Here is a 22,844-nt window from a genome sequence, read left to right as displayed (position 1 = left end):
GGGTCCGCCCCTCGTCGCGTACCCTGACGATCGCGCCACGCCATCGCTGTGAGCGCGTCTGGCCCACTTCACGGGTCACGAGTGGGCCATTCTCACGCTCACACCGACAGGAGGGCCGTGGAACAGCTGCAGATCACCTCGGCGACGCCGGACTCCGCGCTGCTCGACCTGCCGTGGCGGACTCCGCTGGTCGACTGGCCGGCGGACGTGCTCGCCGCCCTCCCCCGCGGGATCTCCCGGCACGTCGTGCGGTTCGTCCGGCTCGAGGGCCGCGTGCTCGCGGTCAAGGAGATCAGCGAGTCCGTCGCCTTCCGCGAGTACGAGCTGCTGCGCCAGCTGCGCAAGCTCGAGATCCCGGCGGTCCGGCCGGTCGGCGTCGTGACCGGTCGGCTCGACGACGACGGCCAGCCGCTCGAGGCCGCCCTCGTCACCGAGCACCTCGCCTTCTCGCTCCCCTACCGCGCCGTCTTCAGCCAGGCGCTGCGCCCCGACACGGCCACCCGCCTCATCGACGCGCTCGCGGTCCTGCTGGTGCGGGTGCATCTCGTGGGCTTCTACTGGGGCGACGTCTCGCTGTCCAACACCCTGTTCCGGCGCGACGCCCACCAGTTCGCCGCGTACCTGGTCGACGCCGAAACCGGCGACCTGCACCGCGAGCTCTCGCGCGGGCAGCGCGAGTACGACGTCGACCTCGCGCGGACCAACATCATCGGCGAGCTGATGGACCTCTCGGCGGGCGAGCTGCTCGACGAGGAGGTGGACGAGATCGGCATCGGCGACGCGCTCGTCTCCCGGTACGCCGAGCTGTGGGAGGCGCTCACCGGCGTGGAGTCGTTCGACGCCGGCGACCGCTGGCGCGTGGCCGCGCGCATCGACCGGCTCAACGACCTGGGCTTCGACGTCGGCGAGCTGTCGATCACCACCGACATCGACGGCACCACGGTGCGCATCCAGCCACAGGTGGTCGACGCCGGCCACCACTCCCGCCGGCTGTTCCGCCTCACGGGCCTCGACGTGCAGGACAACCAGGCCCGCCGGCTGCTCAACGACCTCGACTCCTACACGGCCGCCACGGACCGGCAGGAGGACGACCCGCAGATGGTCGCGCACGACTGGTCGCAGAACGTGTTCCAGCCGACCATCCGCGCCGTGCCGCGGGACCTGCGCCGCAAGCTCGAGCCGGCCCAGCTGTTTCACGAGATCCTCGACCACCGGTGGTTCATCTCCGAGCAGGCGGGACGCGACGTCCCCATGCCGGAGGCCACGGCGTCCTACGTCGAGAACGTGCTGCGCCACCGCCCTGACGAGAAGGCCCTCCTCGGCCTCCCGCCCGGCGAGCAGGACCCGGGGGCCGACGCCTCCACCTCCTCCGCCGAGCCTGACGCCGCCCCCGAGGACGACCACTTCCACCTCTCCACCTGACCCTCGAGCTGGAGAACCCCGAGCCGCGAGATAGAGAAGCTCGGACGGGTCCGCAACCGGTTGCGGACCCGTCCGAGCTTCTCTATCTCGNCAAAGCGAAAAAACCCCACCCGAAGAGAGAGAGAATCTCTTCCGGCCCCCCCCCTTTCCGCCCCCCCTCCCCCGCTTCTCTATCTCGTGGCTCGGGGTTCTCTATCTCGAGGCGGCCTGGCGGGCCTGGGCCACCTCGTAGAGGGTGATCCCCGCGGCGACGCCGGCGTTGAGGGACTCGACGTCCGACGAGATGGGGATGGAGGCGACGGCGTCACAGGTCTCGCGGACCAGGCGGGACAGCCCATGGCCCTCGGACCCGACGACGAGCACGAGTGGGTCGGTCGCGAAGGCGAGGTCGCGCACCTCGGTGTCGCCGCCCGCGTCCAGGCCGACGACGAACGCGCCGGTCTTCTTCAGGTCGGCCAGGGCGCGCGACAGGTTGGTCACCTTGGCCACGGGCACGCGCGCCGCCGCGCCGGCGGACACCTTCCACGCGGACGCAGTCACGCCGGCGGACCGCCGCGACGGCACGACGACGCCGTGGGCGCCGAAGGCACCGGCCGAGCGCAGGACGGCGCCGAGGTTGCGGGGGTCGGTCACGCCGTCGAGCGCGATGATCAGCGGCGGCTCGCCCGCCTCGGCCGCGGCGTCGAGCAGGTCCTCGACGTCCGCGTAGTCGTACGGCGGCACCTGCGCGGCGACGCCCTGGTGCACGGACCCCTCGGTGAGGTGGTCGAGCTCGGTGCGGCTGACCTCGAGCAGCTGCACGCTGCGCACGGAGGCCAGCTCGAGGATCTCGCGCGTGCGGTCGTCGTGGTCGATGCGCGACGCCAGGTGCACCGCCGTCACCGGGACGTCGGTGCGCAGCGCCTCGAGCACCGCGTTGCGCCCGGCGACCACCTCGGCACCGCCCGTCGGCCGGCGCGTGCCGCGCACGACGCCCTTGCTTGCGCCCTTCTGCGCTTGGACGGTCTCGCGCTTCTCGGTCGCGACCTTGCGCTGGTGCGCCGGGTGGTAGGTGCGGTCCTCGGCCTTCGGCGTCGGGCCCCTGCCCTCCAGCCCCTTGCGGCTGTGGCCGCCGGTACCGACATGCGCGCCCTTCTTGCTGCCGGGCTTGCGGGTGGCGCCGGGGCGCCGGGTGTTGCCTGCCATGGTGTCTCTCTTCTCTCTCCGTAGGTCGAGCCTGTCGAGACCTGGTTTCGACAGGCTCAACCAGCGGGGGTCAGTCGGTGAGCGTCCAGCGAGCGCCGTCCGCCGAGTCCTGCACGACGACCCCTGCAGCCGCGAGCCGGTCCCGGATGGCGTCGCTCGTCGCCCAGTCCTTGTCGGCGCGTGCGACGATCCGGGCGTCGAGCTCCGCGGCGACCAGCGCGTCGAGCGCACCGCGGGCCTTCGAGTCGTCGGCGCCGACCGCCCACTGCGGGTCGGCCGGGTCCAGACCGAGGACGTCGAGCATGCCCCGCAGCACCACGAGGGCGGCACGCGCCGCGGCGTCGTCGCGCGAGGCGAGGGCACTGTTCCCGGCGCGCAGGTGCTCGTGCACGACGGCGAGGCCGGCGGGCACGTTGAGGTCGTCGTCCATCGCCTCGACGAACGCCGCGGGCAGCTCGGCCTTCGCGACCTCCTCGGTAGGGACGACGCCGACCCGCTCCGTCGCCCGCTCCACGAAGCCGGAGAGCCGCTCCCACGTGGCGTGCGCCTCGTCGAGGGTGTCGGGCGACCACTCGAGCATCGACCGGTAATGCACGGCCGCGAGCGCGTACCGGATCACGGGCGCGGACGCCTGCGCGAGCAGCTCCGAGACGAGCAGTCCGTTGCCGAGCGATTTGCTCATCTTCACGCCCTGCTGGGTCACCCACGCGCAGTGCATCCAGCGCTGCGCGAACGCGTAGCCCGCGGCGCGGGACTGCGCCTGCTCGTTCTCGTGGTGCGGGAACCGCAGGTCCAGGCCGCCGCCGTGGATGTCGAACGCGTCGCCCAGGAAGCGGCGCGCCATCGCGGAGCACTCGAGGTGCCAGCCCGGGCGGCCGCGGCCGAACGGGGTGTCCCACGACGCGGTGGCGGGCTCGCCCGGCTTGGGAGCCTTCCACAGCGCGAAGTCGTGCGGGTCGTGCTTGGCGGCGGCCGCCACGTCACCGTCGCCCGGCTCCGGGTTGAGGTCCTTGAGGCGCTGTTTCGTGAGCTCGCCGTAGGCAGGCCACGACCGCACGTCGAACCACACGTCGCCGGGGCCGGTCGAGTACGCGTGACCGCGCTCCACGAGCCGCTCCATGAGCTCGACCATGTCGGGCACCTGCCCGGTGGCACGCGGCTCGTAGGTGGGGGGCAGGACGCCGAGCGCGTCGTAGGCGCGCGTGAACATCCGCTCGTGCGAGGCCGCGAGCGCCCACCAGTCGACGCCGGCCGCGGCAGCCTTCGCGAGGATCTTGTCCTCGATGTCGGTGACGTTGCGAATCAGCGTGACACGCAGGCCCGAGCGCTCCAGCCAGCGGCGCAGCACGTCGAAGGCGATCGCGGGGCGGAGGTGACCGATGTGGGGCGGGGCCTGGACCGTGGCGCCACACAGGTAGATACCGACCTCACCCGGATTCAGGGGGACGAAGTCGCGCACGTCGCGCGTCGCGGTGTCGTACAGGCGCAGGGTCACCGGCCCAGCGTACCGGCCGGGCCCTCAGCCGAAGGTGCGCCCCTCGCCCCGGTACGTCGGCACGACGTCCACCACCTCGTCGCCGCGCACCAGGTGCACGACGTCGAACCGCTCCATGAGCTCGCCGGCCTTGGCGTGGCGCAGCCACACGCGGTCGCCGACGGCGAGCGGCCGGGCGCCCGGGCGGCGGCGCAGCGGCGTCATCACCTCGCCGGCGCCCTCGGCGCCGGTCAGCGCCCACCCCGGCGTCGCCACGCGCGGCAGCCGCGAACGGCCGGCGGGGCCCGAGGCGATGTACCCGCCGCCGAACGCCGTCGCCCAGCCGGGCCCGGGCACCCGCGCCACGTCGAGCCCGAAGAAGGCGGCCGGGCGCGGGTCGAAGGACCGGTACCCGTCGAAGAGCCCCGGCACGAACAGGCCGGACCCGGCCGTGACCTCGGTGACGGCCGGGCCGGCCGACGACGTCTCGAGCGAGCCGGTGCCGCCCGAGTTCACCAGCGGGACCTCGTGCCCGACGGCCGTGCGCACCGCGACGAGCACCTCGCCGCGGCGCCGATCGAGGTCGGGCACGGAGAGCCGCTTCACCAGCCGGACGGCGGGGCTGGTGTCGGGCAGGCCGGCGACCTGCGCCTCGTAGAACATCAGGCCGCGCAGCCGCGCCCCGGGCACGCCCTCGACATGCCGGGCGAGCGCCGCGACGTCGGCCGGGCTCCGCAGCGGGGACCGGCGGGTGCCGAGGTGCACCTGCAGCGGCCCGGCCGTGAGCCGCAGCGAGGCATCCACGTCCAGGCAGACGGCGACGTCGGGCAGCCCGTCCGCGCTCGTGCCGGCCGGCCGTGGCGCGTCGCGCAGCGCCGCGCGCAGCAGGACGAGCTGCGCGACGTCGTCCACCATGAGCGTGATCTCGCGCCGGCCGCGCACGTCGGCGGCGAGCCGGGCGAGGGCGTCCCGGTCCACGGTCGGGTACCCGACGAGCACGTCGCGCACCCCCTCCTGGACGAGCCACAACGCCTCGGCCAGCGAGAACGCCATGACACCCGAGAACCCGGCGTCGAGGGCCCTGCCCACCAGAGACCGCACGCGCACCGACTTGCTCGCCACCCGCACGGGCACCCCGCGGGCGCGGCGCCGCAGGTCCGCCGCGTTGGCGTCGAAGGCGTCGAGGTCGACCACGGCCAGGGGCGCCGTCACCTGCGCCGTCGCACGGGTCAACCGCTCCGTCGGGGTCATGACCGCACGCTACACCGGCGGGTGCCGAGCGCAGGATCTCCGCCCCCCGGGGGATCCGCCGGGGCGGCCCACCGTGGCAGAGTGTGCGCCGTGAGCCCGAGCAACGTCGCCCGCACACGTGTCCCCACCGACCGCACCGCGGCCGCCGCGCCGCTGCGCACCTGGGGCCGCACCCATACCTGGCAGCCCGCGCACCGCACCACGCCGCGCGACGAGGGCGAGCTCGCCGTCGCCGTCGCGCACGCCGCAGCCGGCGGGTTGCGGGTGCGGGCGATCGGCGCCGGCCACTCGTTCACGGGCGCCGCCGTCACCGACGGCCTGCACCTCGACCTCGACCTCCTGCGCGGCATCGAGGCCGTGGTGCCGCAGCCCGCCGGCACCTCCCTGGTCACGGTGCGGGCCGGGACCCGGCTGCACGACCTCAACCGGCTGCTGTCCGTGCTCGGCCTCGCGATGCGCAACCTCGGCGACATCGACCGACAGTCGGTCGCCGGCGCGATCTCCACCGGCACGCACGGCACGGGGGCGCGCCTCGGTGGGCTCGCGACGCAGGTGCGCGGGGTGCGCGTCGTGGGCGCGGACGGCGTCGTCCGGACCGCGACGGCCGACGACGAGCCCGGCGGCGCGGAGCGCGAGCTCTTCGAGCTGGCCCGGCTCGGCCTCGGGACAGCGGGCGTGCTCTCCGCCGTGACGCTCGAGGTGGTGCCGGCGTTCTGGCTGCGCGCCGAGGAGGAGCCGTGGCCGCTGGACCGCGTGCTCGAGCAGCTCGACGACTACGTCGACGACAACGACCACGCGGAGTTCTACTGGTTCCCCGGCACCCGGCGGGCGCTGACGAAGCGGAACAACCGCGCCACGCCCGCGGAGATCGACGCCTGGGCGACGGCGCGGGCCGGCGTCGGCGGCGCGCTGCGCACCGCGGGGGCCCGCGCCCGCGCGCTGCTGGACGAGGAGCTGCTGTCCAACGGCGCGTTCGAGGTGGTGAACCGGCTCGCCCTCGCCGCTCCCGGCCTGGTGCCCCGGCTCAACGCGGTCAGCGCGCGTGCCCTCGGCGCCAAGACATATGTGGCGCCGTCGGTCGACGTGTTCATCACCCGCCGGCGGGTGCGCTTCGTCGAGATGGAGTACGCCCTGCCGCGCGCCGCGCTGCCCGCCGTCCTCGACGAGCTCGACTCCTGGCTGCGCGCCTCCGGCGAGCCCGTGCCCTTCCCCGTCGAGGTGCGCTTCGCCGCCGCCGACGACGTCTGGCTGTCCACCGCGCACGGCCGCGACACCGCGTACGTGGCAGTGCACCAGTACGCGGCGATGCCGCACCAGCGCTACTTCAGCGCCGCCGAGCAGATCTTCGTCGCCGGCGGCGGACGCCCGCACTGGGGCAAGCTGCACACCCGCACCGCCGCCGACCTGGCCGCTCACTACCCCCTGGACGACGTGGCCCGCGTCCGCGCCGCCGTCGACCCCGACGGCGTGTTCCGCAACGACTACACCGACGCGGCCCTCGGTTCCTTGCCGAGATAGAGAGGGCAGACCCGCGAGATAGAGAGGCTCGGACGGGTCCGCCACCGGTGGCGGACCCGTCCGAGCCTCTCTATCTCGCGGGTCTGCCCTCTCTATCTCGGCAAAGCGGGACGACGAGCGCCGTGGCGATCGCGGCGACGCCCTCGCCGCGGCCGGTGAGCCCGAGGCCGTCGGTCGTGGTGGCGCTGAGGGACACCGGCGCCCCGGCGGCCTCGGTGAGCATGGCCTCGGCCTCGGCCCGGCGGGGGCCGACCTTGGGCCGGTTGCCGACCACCTGGACGGCGACGTTGCCGATCTCGAAGCCCGCCTCCCGCACGCGACGGGCGGCCTCCGCGAGCAGGACTGTGCCGGCCGCGCCCGTCCACCGGGGCTCGCTGGTGCCGAAGTGACTGCCCAGGTCGCCGATGCCGGCGGCGGAGAACAGGGCGTCGGCGGCGGCGTGGGCCGCGACGTCCGCGTCCGAGTGCCCGGCCAGCGGCCGCTCGCCGGGCCAGCGCAGGCCTCCCAGCCACAGCTCGCGGTCGGAGCCCTCCGGGGCGTAGGCGTGCACGTCGACGCCGAGGCCGGTGCGCGGCAGGGGCGGCGTCGGCGGCGTGGTGGGTGCCGGCACGGTCACGACTCCTCCTCGAGGAGCAGACCCGCCACCAGCAGGTCCCGCTCCGTGGTGATCTTCATGGCGGCCTCGTCGCCCGCGACGACGTGCACGAGCTCCCCGAGCGCCTCGACGAGGCCCGCGTCGTCCGTCGCGGCCCGACCCGCTGCCTCCGCGCGGGCCCCGAGCTCGTGCGCGCGGTCCAGCAGGGCCCGGTCGAAGCCCTGCGGGGTCTGCACGGCGCGGAGCAGTGCCCGGTCGGGCGTCTCCTCGACTCGCTCGACGGCTGGGCCCGGGCCCGGGCCCGTCGCGCCCGACGGGGCGACTCGCTTGACCGTGTCTGTGACGGGCAGGCCGGGCACCACGGCGCCGTGACCGGCCCGGACGGCGTCGACGACCCGGCGCACCAGGTCGGGCGGGGCGAGGGGGCGGGCTGCGTCGTGGACGAGCACCACGTCGTCGTCCGGACCGGCGAGGGCGAGCCCGGCGGCGACGGACGCCTGACGGGTCGAGCCGCCCACGACCACCCGGACCGGGAGCCGCACCCGGGGGTCCTGCGTGATGACGTCCCGTACGGCCGCGTCGAGCCCGGACGGGCAGGTGACGACCAGCGCGTCGACGACCCCGGACGCGGCGAGGCGGCGGGCGGCGTGGAGCACGAGGGGGAAGCCGGCCAGGTCGACCCACGCCTTGGGCAGGTCGCGGCCGAGCCGGGTCCCCGATCCCGCGGCGGTCAGGATCGCGAGCGTCGTCACGGCGTCACGGTACCGGAACGACGACGGCGACCCCCGGCCGATGCCGGGGGTCGCCGTCGTCGAGCGCTCGTGGCTCGGAGTCTCAGGAGGCAAGCACCTCGTCGATGATGGCGCCGGCCTTCTCCTCGTCGACGCCCTCGGCGAGCGCGACCTCTGACTCGAGGATCTGTCGAGCCTTGGCGAGCATGCGCTTCTCGCCGGCGGAGAGGCCGCGGTCGGCGTCGCGGCGCGACAGGTCGCGCACGACCTCGCCGACCTTGATCACGTCGCCGGACGCGAGCTTCTCGAGGTTCGCCTTGTACCGGCGGGACCAGTTGGTCGGCTCCTCCGTGTACGGCGCGCGCAGCACCTCGAAGACGCGGTCCAGCCCCTGCTGGTCCACCACGTCGCGTACGCCGACGAGGTCGACGTTCTCCGCCGGGACCTCGATCGTCAGGTCGCCCTGGGCAACCTTGAGCTTGAGGTACATCTTTTCCTCGCCACGGATCTTGCGCGTCTTGATCTCCTCGATCAGCGCGGCGCCGTGATGCGGGTAGACAACCGTCTCGCCTACTGTGAACGTCATCTGCAGATGTCCCCTTTCCCAGTCGCCGATTCTATCACGCGGGTCCTGACACCCGGGCCGCCCGCGGGGGCACGTGTGGCGCCATGCGACTACATATCCGCAGGTCAGAGGCCTGCTAACGGCATTGGACACGCACCACCCGTCCCGCATCGTTAGGATGTCCCCGGGCTCTCTGCAGGCCCGCCCCCGAACCGCGCACGGCGCGGGTCGACCCCTGATGCCCCGTGCCCGTGAGGCCTCCCGAGCCCCGCGAGCCGACGCCTTCGAAGGAGAGCACGTGTCTCGCTCCGCCCGCCCCGCACGCATCGCCGCCGCCGCCAGCGTCATGGCGGGCGCCCTGCTGCTGGCCGCCTGCTCCCCCACGATCACGACCTTGCCGTACGCCCCGTCGGACGGCGCGCTCGTCAACCTCACCACCCAGGTCCGCGGCATCAACCTCCTGGTCGTCACCCCGGCCGAGGGCGAGCCGGGCGCCGTGCTGGGTGCGCTGGCGAACGACTCTGCCGAGGAGGTGAGCTTCGTGCTCGCGGTCGAGGGCACCGAGCCGCTGAGCATCGACGTCCCCGCCGGCCAGACGATCTATCTGAACGCCGACCAGGACAGCGACCGCGTCGTGGACGTGTTCGTCGACCCGGTCCTCGCGCCCCCGGGCGGCGACGTCGAGGCGCTGCTGTCGGGCGCCGGCGAGGACCAGGAATTCGACCTGCCGGTCCTGGACGGCACCCTGCCGGAGTACGAGCCCTACGTGCTCGAGCTCGAGGACCTCTGACCCGTCGGCCTCACCCGAAGCGGCCGGACACGTAGTCCTCGGTGGCCTGCTCCGCGGGCGAGGAGAAGATCGTCGACGTCTCGTTCATCTCGATGAGCCGGCCGGGCTTGCCGGTGCCGGCGATGTTGAAGAACCCCGTCCGGTCGCTGACGCGGGCCGCCTGCTGCATGTTGTGCGTGACGATGACGATCGTGTAGTCCTGCTTGAGGTCGCCGATGAGGTCCTCGATCGCGAGGGTCGAGATCGGGTCGAGCGCCGAGCACGGCTCGTCCATCAGGAGCACCTGCGGCTTCACCGCGATGGCGCGGGCGATGCACAGGCGCTGCTGCTGGCCGCCGGAGAGACTCGACCCCGGGCGCTCCAGCCGGTCCTTGACCTCGTTCCACAGGTTCGCGCCGCGCAGCGAGCTCTCCACCATCTCGTCGGCGTCCGACCGGCTGATCCGCCGGTTGTTGAGCTTCACGCCCGCCAGCACGTTGTCGCGGATCGACATCGTCGGGAACGGGTTGGGCCGCTGGAAGACCATCCCCACGCTGCGACGCACGGCCACCGGGTCGATGCCGTCCCCATAGAGGTCGACACCCTCCATCTCGACCGTGCCGTCGACGCGGGCGCCCGGGATCACCTCGTGCATCCGGTTGAGAGTGCGCAGGAACGTCGACTTGCCGCACCCGGACGGGCCGATGAGCGCCGTCACGGACTTCGGGTCGATCGTCATCGACACGTCCTGCACGGCGAGGAAGTCGCCGTAGTAGATGTTCAGGTCCAACACGTCGATGCGCTGTGCCATCGTCTGTCTCTTTCTGGTGGGCTGCGGCGGGCGGCGGCTGCGCGTCAGCGCAGCTTCGGGGAGAACCAGCGGTTCACCAGCCGGCCGATGAGGTTGAGCGCGAGCACCAGGACGATGAGCACGAGCGCCGCGCCCCACGCGTTCTGGATCGCGATGTCGGCCACGCACGAGGCCGACTCGCCGCCGGGGCAGGTGGCCAGGCCCTGGCTGTACTGGCGGTAGGCGAAGACCGGCAGCGTCATCATCCGGCCCTCGAAGGGGTCGAAGTTGATCGAGTCGGTGACCCCGACGGTCACGAGCAGGGGCGCCGTCTCGCCGATGACGCGGGCCACGGCGAGCAGGATGCCGGTGGTCAGGCCGGCGAGGGAGGTGCGCAGCACGACCTTGACGATCGTGAGCCACTTGGGCACGCCCAGGGCGTACGACGCCTCCCGCAGCTCGTTCGGCACCAGCTTGAGCATCTCCTCGCAAGAGCGCACCACCACCGGGATCATCAGCACGGACAGCGCGACGGCGCCGATGACCCCCATGCGCACGCCCGGCCCGAGCACGAGCGTGAACAGGGAGACGGCGAACAGGCCGGCCACGATCGACGGGATGCCCGTCATGACGTCGACGAAGAACGTCACCGCGCGGGCGAGAACGCCCTTGCCGTACTCCACCAGGTAGATGGCGGCCAGCAGGCCGATCGGCACCGAGATCACCGTGGCCAGGCCTGTGATGATCAGCGTGCCCATGATGGCGTGGTAGATGCCACCGCCCGGGTCACCACCGAAGATGTTGCGCATCGACAGCGAGAGGAAGTCGAGGCTGACGCGGGCGGCCCCGCTGGACACGACCGTCCAGATGAGCGAGGCCAGCGGGGCCATCGCCAGGACGAAGGCCCCCCAGATCAGCACGGTCATGGTCCGGTCGGTGCGCCGGCGGCCCCGGTCGGGGGCGGACAGCAGGGCGCGCGTGCGCGCGGTGGCGTCCGTGGGGTCCGTGGGGTCCACGGTCGCGGTCGTGCTCATCAGTTGGCCCCCGAGAATTCCTTGCGGCGCGCCACGATCGCGCGGGCGCCCATGTTGACTGCCAGCGTGATGACGAACAGCACGAGGCCGGTGGCGATCAGCGTGTTCACCGCGAGGCCGCTCGCCTCGGGGAAGTCCAGCGCGATGTACGCGGCGATGGTCTGCTGCTGGGCGCTGTCGAGGATCCGGAACGAGTAGAGGAACCCGGGCGACAGGATCATCAGCACGGCCATCGTCTCGCCGAGCGCACGGCCCAGGCCCAGCATCGCGGCGGAGATGACGCCCGAGCGGCCGAACGGCAGCACCGCGATACGCACCACCTCCCAGCGAGTGGCGCCGAGCGCGAGCGCGGCCTCTTCGTGCAGCTTCGGCGTCTGGAGGAATACCTCGCGGGCCACGGCGGTAATGATCGGCAGGATCATCACCGCGAGCACCACCGTGACGGTCGCCAGCACGCGTGACGTCGGCGACACGGGGCCGGCGAAGAGCGGGAACCAGCCGAACACCTCGCCCAGCCACTCCCACAGCGGCAGGGCGGCCGGCCCCAGCACGAAGATGCCCCAGAGGCCGTAGATGACCGACGGGACCGCGGCCAGCAGGTCCACCAGGTAGCCGAGCACCTGGGACAGCCGCGGCGGCGCGTAGTGCGAGATGAACAGCGCGATCCCCATCGCGACGGGCGTGGCGATGGCGAGCGCGAGGGCGGCGGCGAGCAGCGTGCCGAACACGAGCGGGCCGACGTAGGCCAGCAGCGACGTGTCGTCCGGGTAGCGCGGCACCGCGGCCGCCAGCTCGTCGGAGCCTGCGGTCAGCGCCGGCCACGCCTGCTGCAGCAGGAACACCGCGACGGCGGCCAGCACGGCGAGGATCAGGACGCCGGCCCCGACGGCGATCCAGCGGAAGGCCCGGTTGAAGCCCCGGTCGGTGGTGCGACGACGGCGACGTCGACCCGGCGCCCGCTCCGCGGGCGGGCTGACGGTGGTGGTCACGCGTACTCCTCGTGCTGCAGCTGCTGGTTGAGCCTGTGGAACCGCTGGTTGAGCCCGTCGACACCGCTGGTTGAGCCTGTCGACACCGCTGGTTGAGCCTGTCGACACCGAGGCCCTGGTTTCGAAGGCTCAACCAGCGAGGACGGTCAGCCCGCCGCGATCGCCTCGATCGACGGCAGCACCGCGTCGCGGATGTCCGACGACAGCGGCGCCGAGCCTGCGGCGTCGGCGGCGGCCTGCTGGCCCTCCTCGCTGACGAGGTAGCCCATGAAGCCCTTGACCAGCTCGGCCGTGGCCTCGTCGGCGTAGGTGCCGCACGCCAGGGAGTACGACACCAGGACGATCGGGTAGGTGCCGGGGATGTCGCGCTCGAGGTCGATCGAGTAGATGCCCTCGGCGGTGCCCTCGGTGCGCGGCGACTCGGCCACGACCTCCGCGGCGGCCTCGGCGCTGTACGGCACGAACTCGTCGCCCACGCCGACCGCAACCGTGCCGAGGTCGGAGACCTGCGACGCGTCGGCGTACGTGATGGTGCCCTCGCCCGACTGCGCGGCGGAGACGACGCCGGAGGTGCCCTGCGCGGACTCCTGGCCGTCGATCGGCCAGACGCCCTCGGGCTCGTGGTCCCACGAGTCGGGCGCCGCGGCCGCGAGGTAGTCCTGGAAGTTCTCCGTCGTGCCCGACTCGTCGGAGCGGTGCACCACGGTGATCTTCGTGTCCGGCAGCTCGACGTCCGCGTTGTCGGCGGCGATCGCGTCGTCGTCCCACGTCGTGATCTCGCCCGCGAAGATCTGGGCGATGACGTCCGGCGTGAGGTTGAGCGAGTCCACGCCGGGCAGGTTGAAGGCGACGGCGATCGGGCTCACGTAGCCCGGGAACTCGATGACGCCGCCCGCGCCGCACTGGGCCTCGGCGGCGGTCAGCTCGTCGTCCTCGAGCGCGGCGTCGGAGCCGGCGAACGCGTAGGTGCCGTCGCCGAAGCCGGTGCGGCCGCCGCCGGAACCGACGGGGTCGTAGTTGACGGTCGCGTCAGGGTTGGCCTGCTGGAACCCGGCACGCCATGCCTCCATGGCGGACTCCTGCGACGACGCCCCGCCGCCGCTGAGCTCGCCCGAGAGCGAGACCGCCCCGGAGTCGGTCGCACCGTCGGACGACTCCGCACCGGGCGCCTCCGGGTCCGAGCCGCACGCGGCGAGGGCCAGTGCCAGCGCGCCGACCGCGAGGGCACTTCCAGCACGGGAGTATCGGCTGAGCTTCACGTGTCGTTCCATCCTGTTCACGCGGAGGTGGCGCCGGCGGTGTGCCGGCGTTCGTCTGGAACGCTAGGCAGGCAAGGTGGCCCGGGGCCCAGGAGCAGATGAACGACGGGTGAACAGTGCAGGGCGGCTCGTCGCCCAGCGCCGAGGTAGTTTTTCGAACTACCTCGGCGCGTCAGGCGCCCCCGTCGGCGAACTTGTAGCCCAGCCCGCGCACGGTGAGAAGCAGCTGCGGCGAGCCCGGGTCGGGCTCGATCTTGGAGCGGATGCGCTTCACGTGAACGTCGAGCGTCTTCGTGTCGCCCACGTAGTCGGCGCCCCAGACCCGGTCGATGAGCTGCCCGCGGGTGAGGACGCGGCCCGCGTTGCGCAGCAGCAGCTCGAGCAGGTCGAACTCCTTCAGCGGCAGCGACACCTGGTCGCCGCCCACCCTCACCGTGTGCCGCTCCACGTCCATGCGGACGGGGCCGACCTCGAGCACGGGCTCGCCGTCGTCGTCATGGCCGCCCGCGCTCGCTTCCGGCGCGCCGGGCCCGCGCCGGCGCATGACCGCCCGCATGCGCGCCAGCAGCTCCCGGAACGAGTAGGGCTTGGTGACGTAGTCGTCTGCACCCAGCTCGAGGCCCACGACCTTGTCGATCTCGGAGTCCTTCGCGGTGAGCATGATGACGGGCACGTCGCCGCGCTGGCGCAGCTCGCGGCACACCTCCGTGCCGGACAGGCCGGGGAGCATGAGGTCGAGCAGCACCAGGTCCGCCCCGCCGTCGTCGTAGGCGGCGAGCGCGTCGACCCCGTTCGAGGCCTCCACGACCTCGAAGCCCTCACGGGTGAGCTGATATGTCAGGGGGTCCCGGTAGGACTCCTCGTCCTCGACCACCAGGATGCGCGTCACGCGCCTACCTCCTCGTCCGTCGTGCCATGGGTGCTGGGCTGGGGTTCGTGCTGGGTGTCGTCCTGGCCCCCGCGCTCGTGCGGGAGCTCGTCCGGCAGGTCGGCTGCGGGGATCCTCAGGGTGAACGTGGAGCCTTTGCCGGGCTCCGACCACATCTGCACGTCGCCGCCGTGGTCCGCCGCGACGTGCTTGACGATGCTCAGGCCGAGTCCGGTGCCGCCGGTGTCGCGCGAGCGCGCCGGGTCCACGCGGTAGAAGCGCTCGAAGACACGGTCCTGCTCGTCTGCCGCGATGCCGACGCCCTGGTCCACGACGTCGATCTCCACGAGGCCGTCCCGCTCGCGCACGCCCACCCCGACCCGGGTGTTCTCCGGCGAGTAGGCGACGGCGTTGTCGAGCAGGTTGCGCACGGCCGTCACCAGCAGGTTGTGGTCCCCGTAGACGAGGACGTTTACCGTGCCGCCCACCGTGATCGCGATGTTCTTGCCCTGGGCCGTCGTGCGAGCCCGGTCCACGGCCTCCTCGACGACGGCCCGGACCCGGATGGCGTCGACCTCCTGCAGCGCGCCCGCGACCTGCAGGCGCGACAGCTCGATGATCTCCTGCACCAGGGCCGACAGCCGGGTCGCCTCGGCCTGCATCCGCTCGGAGAACCGCCGCACGGCCACCGGGTCGTCCGCGGCGTCCTGCACCGTCTCGGCCAGCAGGGCGAGCGCGCCCACCGGCGTCTTCAGCTCGTGCGACACGTTGACCACGAAGTCGCGGCGGATGGCCTCCACGCGCCGCGCCTCCGTGCGGTCCTCCGCGAGCACCAGCAGCTTGTCCGGGCCCACCGGCGCCACCCGCACCTGCAGCAACACCGTGCCGGAGCCGATCGGGCCGCGTGGCAGCTCGAGTTCCTTCTCGCGGATCACCCCGTCGCGGCGCACCTCCCCCACCAGGTCGATGATCGCCGGGTGCGCAAGGGCGTCGTTGCGCACCACCCCCAGCGCGTAGGCCGGCGGGGACGCCCGCACCACGTCGTCCTCGCCGTCCAGGACGACGGCGGCGGAACGCAGCACCGCGAGCACCCGGACGAGGCCCTCGTCGAGCTCGGCGGAAGGCGCCTCGGGCGAGCGCCGCTGGGCGCGCTCGGAGAAGCGGAAGGCGAGAGTTGCGATCACGCCCACCACCACGCCGAAGATGCCCGCGACCACCGCGGTCACGCCCTGGATGATTCCGTCCACAGCTGCAGCCTAGGTCGCCGGGCACCTCGCAATCGTCGCGGAGCGGAACTGCTCAGCGAGCCGTCGTCCATTGTTCACCTTCGGCCCGTCCGGCGTTCACCTGACGGCCCACGGCGCGTCCACGGCGCGTGTCAGGCTGACCGCGGACCCCCCCACACCAGAAGAGGACTGCTATGCGAGAGATCTTCGAGGCCGAGCTGCGCCAGGTAGGCGACGACCTGATCGAGATGAGCCGGCTCGTCGAGTCGGCGATCCGGCGGGCGGGCGACGCCCTGCTCGAGGCCGACCACCAGCTGGCGCAGGAGGTCATCGCCTCCGACCACGCCATCGACCGGCTCGAGAGCGAGCTCGACGAGCGCTGCGTCTACCTGCTTGCGCAGCAGGCGCCCGTGGCCACCGACCTGCGCGTCGTCATCTCGGCGCTGCGCATCAGCGCGACCCTCGAGCGGATGGGCGACCTCGCCCGGCACGTCGCCGAGATCGCGCGCGGCCGCTACCCCGCCCAGGCCGTGCCCGCCCCGGCGCGCGAGACGTTCGTCAAGATGCACGGCGCCGCGGTGCACGTCGCCCAGCGCACGACGGCGCTGCTCGCCACGCGCGACGTCGCCCTCGCCGCCGAGGTGGAGCAGGACGACGACCTCCTGGACGCCCTGCACCAGGACACCTTCGCCGCGACGCTGGACCCCGAGTGGCCCGGCTCGGCGCAGGAGACGATTGACGTCACCCTGCTCGGCCGGTACTACGAGCGGTTCGGCGACCACGGCGTCTCCGTCGCGCGCCGCATCACCTTCCTCGTCACGGGCGACTTCGAGTCGGAGCACGCGCACACCGACGCCTGAAGGCCGGCGCCTGGACGACGCGGCGTGGGCGCCGGGATCTCTTGTCGCGAGGCCGGTCGGGCCTGGCGGGAGGTCGCGAGGAACGAGCGACCGGATGGCGCGCCTCGCGACAAGGGATCCCGGCCTACTCCGCCCCAGCCATCCGGCGGGTGAGTGCGACGCGAGCGCGGGGGTCCGTCAGGACGTCGACCGCGTCCACCCACTGCTCAGCGGCCGCGGGGAGGCCGCGCACGGCGTCGCCCGCGGCGCTCTGGAGCAGCTCCGGGACGCCACGGAGGCCGCGGAACGGGCGGTCGTAGAAGGGCTCGGTCACGCGCCCATCGAGCGCGGGGAGCCCGAGGGCGCGCTGCCGCTCGTGCAGGGCGTCGCAGGCGTCGCCGAGGGCGGCGTCGCGGTCCCGCCAGGACGCCGCCGCGAGCGCCCGCTCGAGGTGCGGGCCCGCGGTCGCCGCGGCCCCCGTGCCGGCGAACGCCGTCCCGAGCCACTTCGGGTAGGGCGGCCACCGACGCTCCAGCAGCAGCCCGAGCCGCAGGAGCGAGCCCGCCAGCCGGGCCGCGAGGACCCGCGACCCGACGTCGTCGCCCCGCGCGCCGGTGCGCCCGACGAACGGCAGCTCCCGCCCGACGCGCGCCCACTCGGCGGAGAGCACGTGCAACCACAGGCCGTCGGGGTACCAGCGGAGGAGATCCCGGATCGCGGTGAGCTCGCCGACGCCGTCGTGGAACACCGGGCCCGCCGTCACCTCCAGCACGGACTGCCCGGTCAGTGCGAGCCAGCCGGCGCCGTCGAGCTCGGTCGTCGGGTCAAGCCCGAGCCGCGAGCGGGCGAAGTCCCGCGGCGTCGCCACCTCGATCCGCTGCCGCACCACGGGGTCCCAGGTGGTCGCGAACCGGACCGGCAGGCCTGCGTGCTCGGCCGGGAGTGTGGCCTCGAGGTGCGCATCGACGGCGGCAACGTCCCCCGCGTCGACGAGCAGCGTGAGCCGCAGCCCCCAGTCGTGATCGCGCGACGTCTCGTCGTCGAGCCCCAGCACGTCCGAGCCGCTGCCCAGCCGCGCCGCCGCGTGCGGCAGCCCGGGCCGCCAGGCGTCGAGCAGGGGTCGGACGACGTCGTCGTAGTAGGCCCGCGCGAGGCCGATGCCGGTGGTCACGCGGCCATGGTGCCAGCAGCCGCCCGCGGCAGCCGTCGGGCACACACCCCGCGCGTCACGATCCGCGCGCCTCTCTCGTCGATCGTGGTGAGGAGAGGGGAACGACATGAGAGTCCTCGTCGCAGGAGCCACCGGAGCCATCGGCAGCCGACTGGTGCCCATGCTGATCGCGGCCGGGCACGACGTGGTCGGGACCGCGCGCAGCGAGTCCAGGCTCGCCGCCGTGCGTGCCGTCGGGGCAGAGGGTGCCGTCATGGACGGCCTCGACCCCGGCTCGGTCCGGGACGTCGTGACGGCCGCCGCGCCGGACGTCGTCGTCCACCAGCTCACCGCACTGTCGTCGATCACGGGCGACTTCCGCCGGTTCGACCAGGACTTCGCCGTCACGAACCGGCTGCGCACCGAGGGCACCGACGCGCTGCTCGCTGCGGCGCACGCGGCGGGGACGCGGCGGTTCGTCGCGCAGAGCTACACCGGGTGGCCGAACGAGCGGCGCGGTAGATGGGTGAAGACCGAGGACGACCCGCTCATCGACGACCCCGGCAAGGAGGCCCGCGAGTCGCTCCGCGCCATCAAGCATCTTGAACGGACCGTCACCGGTGCGACCGGCATCGACGGCATCGTCCTGCGCTACGGCGCCTTCTACGGGCCCGGTCAGGCCCTGTCCCGGACGGGCTCGGTGGCCGGTCTGGTCCGCCGTGGGCGGTTCCCCGTGGTGGGTGGCGGCACCGGCACGTGGTCCTTCATGCACATCGACGACGCCGCCACGGCGACCGCGGCCGCCGTCGACCGCGGAGCGCCCGGTGTCTACAACGTCGTCGACGACGAGCCCGCGCCCGTCGCCGAGTGGCTGCCGTACCTGGCCGAGCAGCTCGGCGGCCGGCGGCCGATGCGCCTGCCGGCCTGGCTCGCCCGGCCGATGCTCGGCCAGCTGGGGACGGCGATGATGACGACGGCGCGGGGGTCGTCCAACGCGAAGGCGAGGCGGGAGCTCGGCTGGGCGCCGCGGTTCCCCAGCTGGCGCGAGGGGTTCCGGACGGGCCTCGGCTGAGGGGTGCCGCGGAGACGACGACGGCGCCGCACCCTCGCGGGCGCGGCGCCGTCGTCTGGCGCACAGCGAGGGCCGGACTACTTGCCCTGGTTCGCGACCGCCGCGATGGCGTCCTTCGCGGCCTCGGGGTCGAGGTACGTGCCGCCCGGGTTGGTGGGCTTCAGCGTCTCCTCGTCGAGCTCGTATACCAGCGGGATGCCGGTGGGGATGTTGAGGCCCGCGATGGTCTGGTCGTCGACGCCGTCGAGGTGCTTGACGATGGCCCGCAGGGAGTTGCCGTGGGCGGCGACGAGGACGGTCTTGCCGGCCTGGAGGTCGGGCACGATCTCGCCGTCCCAGTAGGGCAGCGCCCGCTCGAGCACCTGCTTGAGTGCCTCCGAACGCGGGATGGGTTCGCCGGCGTAGCGCACGTCGGCGTCCTGGGAGAACTCGGAGCCGAGCGCGATGTCCGGCGGCGGCACGTCGTAGGAGCGGCGCCAGAGCATGAACTGCTCCTCGCCGTACTGCTCGCGCACCTGCTTCTTGTCCTTGCCCTGCAGGTCGCCGTAGTGGCGCTCGTTGAGGCGCCAGCTCCGCTTGACCGGGATCCAGTGCCGGTCGGCGGCGTCGAGCGCCAGGTTCGCCGTGTTGATGGCGCGGCGCAGCAGCGAGGTGTGCACGACGTCGGGGTCGACGCCGGCATCCTTCAGCAGGTCGCCGCCGCGCTTCGCCTCCGCGGTGCCCTTCTCCGACAGCGGCACGTCCACCCAGCCGGTGAAGAGGTTCTTCGCGTTCCACTCGCTCTCGCCGTGGCGGAGCAGCACGAGGGTGTAGGTCATGGGGACCATCCTGCCTCCTCCCCCGCGCCGGCTGCACCGCGGGCCGGATCCCGGACCCGTGACTTCCAGATCAGGCGTGCGGGTCAGGCGTCCGGGTCAGGCGTCCGCGCGCTCCAGCACGAAGACCGGGATCTGCCGGTCCGTCTTCGTCTGGTAGTCCGCGAAGTCGGGGTACGCCGCGACGCACCGGTCCCACCACAGCGCCTTCTCGTCGCCCGTGACCTCGCGCGCGACGTACTCGTGCTTCTCCGGGCCGTCCTGCAGCTCCACCCGCGGGTTCGCGACGATGTTGTGGTACCAGACCGGGTGCTTCGGGGCGCCGCCCAGGGAGGCGACGACCGCGTACGCGCCGTCGTGCTCGACCCGCATCAGCGCGGCCTTGCGGAGCTTGCCCGTCTTCGCGCCGACGGTGGTGAGGACGACGACCGGCATGCCGCGCATCGTCGTGCCCTCCGTCCCGCCGGAGGACTCGTAGAGCGCCACCTGGTCGGCGGTGCGGGCGGACGGGCTGGGTACGTACTCTCCGGTGATCGGCATGACCCTTGCAATCGCCCGACCGCTCGATCCATTCCCGGCGAGGTCCACCAGGACGCGGCCGGGGCGTTCGCCGGGGAACCGCCGCAGCCCGAGCGCCAGGATCTTCTCGACGCGCTGGTCGCGGGTGACCTGGATGTGGTCGTGGTTGGTCGGCATGGTCGGCATGGTCACGAGTGTGCCGCCGGAGGTTCGTCAGGTGACACACCAGGCGTTCAGATCCTCCGCGCGCGGTGCACCTTCGCGGCCTGGGCGTAGACGTCGAGCATGGCGGCCGCGGCGTGGTCCCAGCTGAAGCGCTCGCTCGCCCGCCGGGCCCCGGCGGCGAGGCGCGCGCGACGCTCGTCGTCGGCCAGCAGGTCCCCGAGCTCCCGCGCCCAGGTCCACGGGCTGTGGTCGGGCACGAGGATGCCGGAGGAGCCGTCCAGCACCACCGTCTGCAGCCCGCCCACGGCGGCGGCGATCACGGGGACGCCGGCCGCCTGCGCCTCGGCGGCGACGAGGCCGAACGACTCGCTGTGCGAGGGCACCGCGACGACGTCCGCGGCACGCAGGTAGTCGACCAGCTCCTCGCGCGGGACCGGCGGGCGCACGACGAGGTGGTCCGTCACGCCGACCTGGTGGGCCAGGGCCTCCAGCTCGCGGACCGCCGTCGGGCGCCCGCTCGAGCCGCCGAGCACGACGAGGACGGGTACGCGCGACCCGCCGCCGTCGCACCACGCCTCGGCGGTGACGGCGTCGTCCGCGCTGGCGTGGTCGGCCAGCACGCCAAGCGCGCGCACCAGCACGTCGGGCCCCTTGAGCGGCTGGACCCGCCCTGCGAACAGCACGATCCGGCGGTCGGTGGGCAGGCCGAGTCGCGCGCGCAGCGCGTGGCGGGCCTTCTCCAAGGCCTCGCCGGCGCCCTCACCGGCGTCCTCACCCGGGGCGGGCTCGAGCGGCCGGAACACGTCCAAATCCACCCCGGGCGCGACGACGTGCACGCGGTCCGGATCGGCCCGGTACTCGAGCTCGAGGTCGCGGGCCTCCTCGCGGGTCGAGGCGACGAGCCCGTCGGCGGCCTCGACCACCTGCTCCTCCCCCACGACCCGGCCGATCGGCTCCGGCGCGTCCCCGGGCGCCAGGGCCGCGTTCTTCACGCGCGCCATCGTGTGCATGGTGTGCACCAGCGGCACGTCCCAGCGCTCGGCGGCGAGCCAGCCCACCTGCCCCGACAGCCAGTAGTGGGAGTGCACGACGTCGTACCAGTGCGGCGGGCGGTGCGCCTCGGCGCGCAGCACCCCGGCCGTGAAGGCGCAGAGCTGGCCCGGCAGGTCGTTCTTGTCCAGCCCTTCGAACGGGCCGGCGGCCACGTGCACCACCCGGATGCCTGGCTCCACGTCGACGGACCTCGGCTGGGCCGACGACGTCGCCCGCGTGAAGATCTCGACCTCCGCGCCGCGCCGGGCCAGCGCGCGGGAGAGCTCGAGCACGTAGACGTTCATGCCGCCCGCGTCGCCGGTGCCGGGCTGGTCCAGGGGGGACGTGTGCACCGACAGCATCGCGACCCGCGGGCCCGGCCGGGTCTGCCCGGCCTCGGCACTCATCAGGACTCCAGCACGCAGGCGGGTGGGGTGGGCAAGGGGTATCGGGCGACAACCTCGCCGACCCCGGTCGCGGGGTCGAGCCGCGCGGTCGCGAGCTCGCTCGTGCCCTGGAGCGCCACGACGACCGTCTCGGCGCCCGTCCCGTCGGACGCCGCGAGGACGGCGTGGTGGCGCGGCCAGGCGCCCTCGCCGAGCGGGATGTCTGCGAGGTGCTCGAGCGTCGGCGCGCCGGCCGCGCCCGCCGCGGGCAGGCGCACCCGGTGCACCGCCAGGACGTCGGCGCCGCGCACCCCGACGTGCAGGCGGGTGCCGTCGGCGCTCAGCGTCACGTGGGCGGCGAAGTCCCGACCGGCCTCCGCGTCCCCGGCCACCGGCACGGCCGCCGCCGGGGACCACCCGTCGCCGTCGCGCACGAGCACGTGCGCCCGGGCGTCGAGCTCGCCGACCACGACGAGCGACCCGTCGGGCAGGGTCACGAGGTGCCTAGGGCCCGTGCCTGGCGGCAGGACGGCGGCGACGTCGCCGGCACCGTCAGCGCCCGTCCCGTCCGCGGGGTAGCGCCGCAGCACGTCGGCGCCGAGGTCGCACACCAGCACGTCGGGCCCGGCGTCGGCCACGAAGTGCGCGTGCGGACCGGCCTGTCGTTCGACGACGGGGCCGCTGCCCACGCCGGGCCGCACGGTGACGCCGTCCGCGGCGAGGTCGCCCGTCGCCGGGTCGATCGGCACCGACGCGGCGCCGCCGTCGCCGTAGTTCGCCACCCAGACGACGTCGGGTCGGGCGAGCACGTGGCAGGGCTCCGCGCCGCCGGAGGACGTCGAGCCGGACACCGCGAGCGTCGTCGCGCCCGTGTCGCCGGCGCCCTCGACCCGGAAGGCCGTGAGCGTGCCCTCGGCAGTCTCGCCCACCGCGTAGAGGGTGCGGCCGGACGGATGCGCCGCAAGGAACGACGGGGACGCCGTCGCCACGACCGCAGCGGCCGAGACGACGGTCCCATCCCGGTCCAGGGCGACGCGCCAGATGCTCTCCCCGCTGCCCGGGGCCGTGCCCGCCTGCGGGTAGGTGCCGACCCAGAGCTGCGCCCGAGCGCTCGGTTCCGTCATGACATCAGCCTATGACCGAGCCGGACAGGGGTTGAGCCTGTCGAAACCATTGGCAGGGTTTCGACA

Annotated in this window: 22 protein-coding genes; 5 read left to right on the top strand and 17 right to left on the bottom strand. The window is 73.5% G+C overall.

Going from position 1 to position 22,844, the window contains the following annotated elements; all coding sequences use genetic code 11:
- Positions 1 to 117 precede the first annotated feature (117 nt).
- Positions 118 to 1,422, top strand: coding sequence for a DUF4032 domain-containing protein (locus AC1C2W_RS00900; protein WP_495388242.1), 1,305 nt, complete (start codon positions 118 to 120; stop codon positions 1,420 to 1,422).
- 192 nt (positions 1,423 to 1,614) lie between these two features.
- Here the strand turns inward: AC1C2W_RS00900 and rlmB are convergent, their stop codons facing one another.
- The 3 genes from rlmB to AC1C2W_RS00885 form a co-directional block, all read right to left on the bottom strand.
- On the bottom strand, positions 1,615 to 2,607 hold the full coding sequence (rlmB, locus tag AC1C2W_RS00895; RefSeq protein ID WP_495388243.1) for a 23S rRNA (guanosine(2251)-2'-O)-methyltransferase RlmB: 993 nt from the start codon (positions 2,605 to 2,607) through the stop codon (positions 1,615 to 1,617).
- Positions 2,608 to 2,677: 70 nt separating this feature from the next.
- A complete protein-coding gene (gene cysS / locus AC1C2W_RS00890; RefSeq protein ID WP_495412100.1) occupies positions 2,678 to 4,102 on the bottom strand; it encodes a cysteine--tRNA ligase in 1,425 nt (474 codons plus the stop codon).
- 24 nt (positions 4,103 to 4,126) lie between these two features.
- Positions 4,127 to 5,332, bottom strand: coding sequence for an alanine racemase (locus AC1C2W_RS00885; RefSeq protein ID WP_495412099.1), 1,206 nt, complete (start codon positions 5,330 to 5,332; stop codon positions 4,127 to 4,129).
- A 153-nt stretch (positions 5,333 to 5,485) separates the two neighbouring features.
- Here AC1C2W_RS00885 and AC1C2W_RS00880 point away from each other — a divergent pair, with 153 nt between their 5' ends.
- Positions 5,486 to 6,850: a D-arabinono-1,4-lactone oxidase gene (locus AC1C2W_RS00880; RefSeq protein WP_495412338.1), complete on the top strand. Its 1,365-nt coding sequence runs from the start codon at positions 5,486 to 5,488 to the stop codon at positions 6,848 to 6,850.
- A 70-nt stretch (positions 6,851 to 6,920) separates the two neighbouring features.
- Here AC1C2W_RS00880 and ispF read toward each other — a convergent pair whose 3' ends face one another.
- From ispF to AC1C2W_RS00865, 3 genes are all read right to left on the bottom strand, one after another.
- The gene (gene ispF / locus AC1C2W_RS00875; protein ID WP_495412098.1) at positions 6,921 to 7,466 is read right to left on the bottom strand and encodes a 2-C-methyl-D-erythritol 2,4-cyclodiphosphate synthase; all 546 of its coding nucleotides are present in this window, start codon (positions 7,464 to 7,466) and stop codon (positions 6,921 to 6,923) included.
- The gene (gene ispD, locus AC1C2W_RS00870; protein WP_495412097.1) at positions 7,463 to 8,197 is read right to left on the bottom strand and encodes a 2-C-methyl-D-erythritol 4-phosphate cytidylyltransferase; all 735 of its coding nucleotides are present in this window, start codon (positions 8,195 to 8,197) and stop codon (positions 7,463 to 7,465) included. Before ispD ends, ispF begins: the two co-directional genes overlap by 4 nt.
- An 82-nt stretch (positions 8,198 to 8,279) precedes the next feature.
- Positions 8,280 to 8,762: a CarD family transcriptional regulator gene (locus AC1C2W_RS00865; RefSeq protein ID WP_079570762.1), complete on the bottom strand. Its 483-nt coding sequence runs from the start codon at positions 8,760 to 8,762 to the stop codon at positions 8,280 to 8,282.
- A 277-nt stretch (positions 8,763 to 9,039) separates the two neighbouring features.
- On the opposite strand from AC1C2W_RS00865, the gene AC1C2W_RS00860 reads away from it, so the two are divergent.
- The gene (locus AC1C2W_RS00860) at positions 9,040 to 9,531 is read left to right on the top strand and encodes a hypothetical protein (RefSeq protein ID WP_495388248.1); all 492 of its coding nucleotides are present in this window, start codon (positions 9,040 to 9,042) and stop codon (positions 9,529 to 9,531) included.
- Between the two features lie 10 nt (positions 9,532 to 9,541).
- Here AC1C2W_RS00860 and pstB read toward each other — a convergent pair whose 3' ends face one another.
- The 6 genes from pstB to AC1C2W_RS00830 all read right to left on the bottom strand — a co-directional run bounded on the left by pstB (position 9,542) and on the right by AC1C2W_RS00830 (position 15,697).
- Positions 9,542 to 10,321: a phosphate ABC transporter ATP-binding protein PstB gene (pstB, locus tag AC1C2W_RS00855; protein ID WP_495388249.1), complete on the bottom strand. Its 780-nt coding sequence runs from the start codon at positions 10,319 to 10,321 to the stop codon at positions 9,542 to 9,544.
- A gap of 44 nt (positions 10,322 to 10,365) precedes the next feature.
- Positions 10,366 to 11,334: a phosphate ABC transporter permease PstA gene (gene pstA, locus AC1C2W_RS00850; RefSeq protein ID WP_495412096.1), complete on the bottom strand. Its 969-nt coding sequence runs from the start codon at positions 11,332 to 11,334 to the stop codon at positions 10,366 to 10,368.
- Positions 11,334 to 12,323 (bottom strand): phosphate ABC transporter permease subunit PstC, encoded by a 990-nt coding sequence (pstC, locus tag AC1C2W_RS00845; RefSeq protein WP_495388251.1) that lies wholly within the window; start codon positions 12,321 to 12,323, stop codon positions 11,334 to 11,336. Before pstC ends, pstA begins: the two co-directional genes overlap by 1 nt.
- A 146-nt stretch (positions 12,324 to 12,469) precedes the next feature.
- Positions 12,470 to 13,582 carry a phosphate ABC transporter substrate-binding protein PstS gene (gene pstS / locus AC1C2W_RS00840; RefSeq protein WP_495412095.1) on the bottom strand — a complete coding sequence of 371 codons (1,113 nt, stop codon included), beginning with the start codon at positions 13,580 to 13,582 and terminating at the stop codon, positions 12,470 to 12,472.
- Positions 13,583 to 13,754: 172 nt separating this feature from the next.
- The gene (locus tag AC1C2W_RS00835; protein WP_495412094.1) at positions 13,755 to 14,471 is read right to left on the bottom strand and encodes a response regulator transcription factor; all 717 of its coding nucleotides are present in this window, start codon (positions 14,469 to 14,471) and stop codon (positions 13,755 to 13,757) included.
- Positions 14,468 to 15,697 (bottom strand): sensor histidine kinase, encoded by a 1,230-nt coding sequence (locus AC1C2W_RS00830; protein ID WP_495412093.1) that lies wholly within the window; start codon positions 15,695 to 15,697, stop codon positions 14,468 to 14,470. The genes AC1C2W_RS00835 and AC1C2W_RS00830 overlap by 4 nt, the downstream gene beginning before the upstream one ends.
- 173 nt (positions 15,698 to 15,870) lie before the next feature.
- On the opposite strand from AC1C2W_RS00830, the gene phoU reads away from it, so the two are divergent.
- A complete protein-coding gene (phoU, locus tag AC1C2W_RS00825) occupies positions 15,871 to 16,536 on the top strand; it encodes a phosphate signaling complex protein PhoU (RefSeq protein ID WP_495388256.1) in 666 nt (221 codons plus the stop codon).
- Between the two features lie 124 nt (positions 16,537 to 16,660).
- On the opposite strand, the gene AC1C2W_RS00820 is transcribed toward phoU, so the two are convergent.
- Positions 16,661 to 17,686, bottom strand: a complete 1,026-nt coding sequence (locus AC1C2W_RS00820; RefSeq protein WP_495412092.1) for a DUF4037 domain-containing protein — start codon at positions 17,684 to 17,686, stop codon at positions 16,661 to 16,663.
- A 106-nt stretch (positions 17,687 to 17,792) separates the two neighbouring features.
- Here AC1C2W_RS00820 and AC1C2W_RS00815 point away from each other — a divergent pair, with 106 nt between their 5' ends.
- The gene (locus AC1C2W_RS00815; protein ID WP_495388258.1) at positions 17,793 to 18,737 is read left to right on the top strand and encodes an NAD-dependent epimerase/dehydratase family protein; all 945 of its coding nucleotides are present in this window, start codon (positions 17,793 to 17,795) and stop codon (positions 18,735 to 18,737) included.
- 77 nt (positions 18,738 to 18,814) lie between these two features.
- On the opposite strand, the gene AC1C2W_RS00810 is transcribed toward AC1C2W_RS00815, so the two are convergent.
- From AC1C2W_RS00810 to AC1C2W_RS00795, 4 genes are all read right to left on the bottom strand, one after another.
- Positions 18,815 to 19,555, bottom strand: a complete 741-nt coding sequence (locus AC1C2W_RS00810; RefSeq protein ID WP_495388259.1) for a phosphoglyceromutase — start codon at positions 19,553 to 19,555, stop codon at positions 18,815 to 18,817.
- Positions 19,556 to 19,651: 96 nt separating this feature from the next.
- Positions 19,652 to 20,257 carry a nitroreductase family deazaflavin-dependent oxidoreductase gene (locus tag AC1C2W_RS00805; protein WP_495388260.1) on the bottom strand — a complete coding sequence of 202 codons (606 nt, stop codon included), beginning with the start codon at positions 20,255 to 20,257 and terminating at the stop codon, positions 19,652 to 19,654.
- Between the two features lie 47 nt (positions 20,258 to 20,304).
- Entirely contained in the window at positions 20,305 to 21,675 is a 1,371-nt protein-coding gene (mshA, locus tag AC1C2W_RS00800; protein WP_495412091.1) for a D-inositol-3-phosphate glycosyltransferase, read from the bottom strand.
- Positions 21,675 to 22,778: a lactonase family protein gene (locus AC1C2W_RS00795; RefSeq protein ID WP_495412090.1), complete on the bottom strand. Its 1,104-nt coding sequence runs from the start codon at positions 22,776 to 22,778 to the stop codon at positions 21,675 to 21,677. The genes mshA and AC1C2W_RS00795 overlap by 1 nt, the downstream gene beginning before the upstream one ends.
- Between the last annotated feature and the right edge of the window lie 66 nt (positions 22,779 to 22,844).

This window comes from Isoptericola sp. Y581 (genome assembly GCF_059445475.1).
Note: the sequence above shows the minus strand (reverse complement) of the source record. Positions and strands in the feature narration are given on the sequence as shown.

Excerpts from the sequence above, each read along its gene's own strand:
- rlmB (WP_495388243.1), bottom strand. The coding sequence starts at position 2,607 with ATGGCAGGCAACACCCGGCGCCCCGGCGCCACCCGCAAGCCCGGCAGC.
- AC1C2W_RS00885 (WP_495412099.1), bottom strand. The coding sequence starts at position 5,332 with ATGACCCCGACGGAGCGGTTGACCCGTGCGACGGCGCAGGTGACGGCG.
- AC1C2W_RS00865 (WP_079570762.1), bottom strand. The coding sequence starts at position 8,762 with ATGACGTTCACAGTAGGCGAGACGGTTGTCTACCCGCATCACGGCGCC.
- pstB (WP_495388249.1), bottom strand. The coding sequence starts at position 10,321 with ATGGCACAGCGCATCGACGTGTTGGACCTGAACATCTACTACGGCGAC.
- pstA (WP_495412096.1), bottom strand. The coding sequence starts at position 11,334 with ATGAGCACGACCGCGACCGTGGACCCCACGGACCCCACGGACGCCACC.
- phoU (WP_495388256.1), top strand. The coding sequence starts at position 15,871 with ATGCGAGAGATCTTCGAGGCCGAGCTGCGCCAGGTAGGCGACGACCTG.
- AC1C2W_RS00815 (WP_495388258.1), top strand. The coding sequence starts at position 17,793 with ATGAGAGTCCTCGTCGCAGGAGCCACCGGAGCCATCGGCAGCCGACTG.
- AC1C2W_RS00810 (WP_495388259.1), bottom strand. The coding sequence starts at position 19,555 with ATGACCTACACCCTCGTGCTGCTCCGCCACGGCGAGAGCGAGTGGAAC.
- AC1C2W_RS00805 (WP_495388260.1), bottom strand. The coding sequence starts at position 20,257 with ATGCCGACCATGCCGACCAACCACGACCACATCCAGGTCACCCGCGAC.
- mshA (WP_495412091.1), bottom strand. The coding sequence starts at position 21,675 with ATGAGTGCCGAGGCCGGGCAGACCCGGCCGGGCCCGCGGGTCGCGATG.
- AC1C2W_RS00795 (WP_495412090.1), bottom strand. The coding sequence starts at position 22,778 with ATGACGGAACCGAGCGCTCGGGCGCAGCTCTGGGTCGGCACCTACCCG.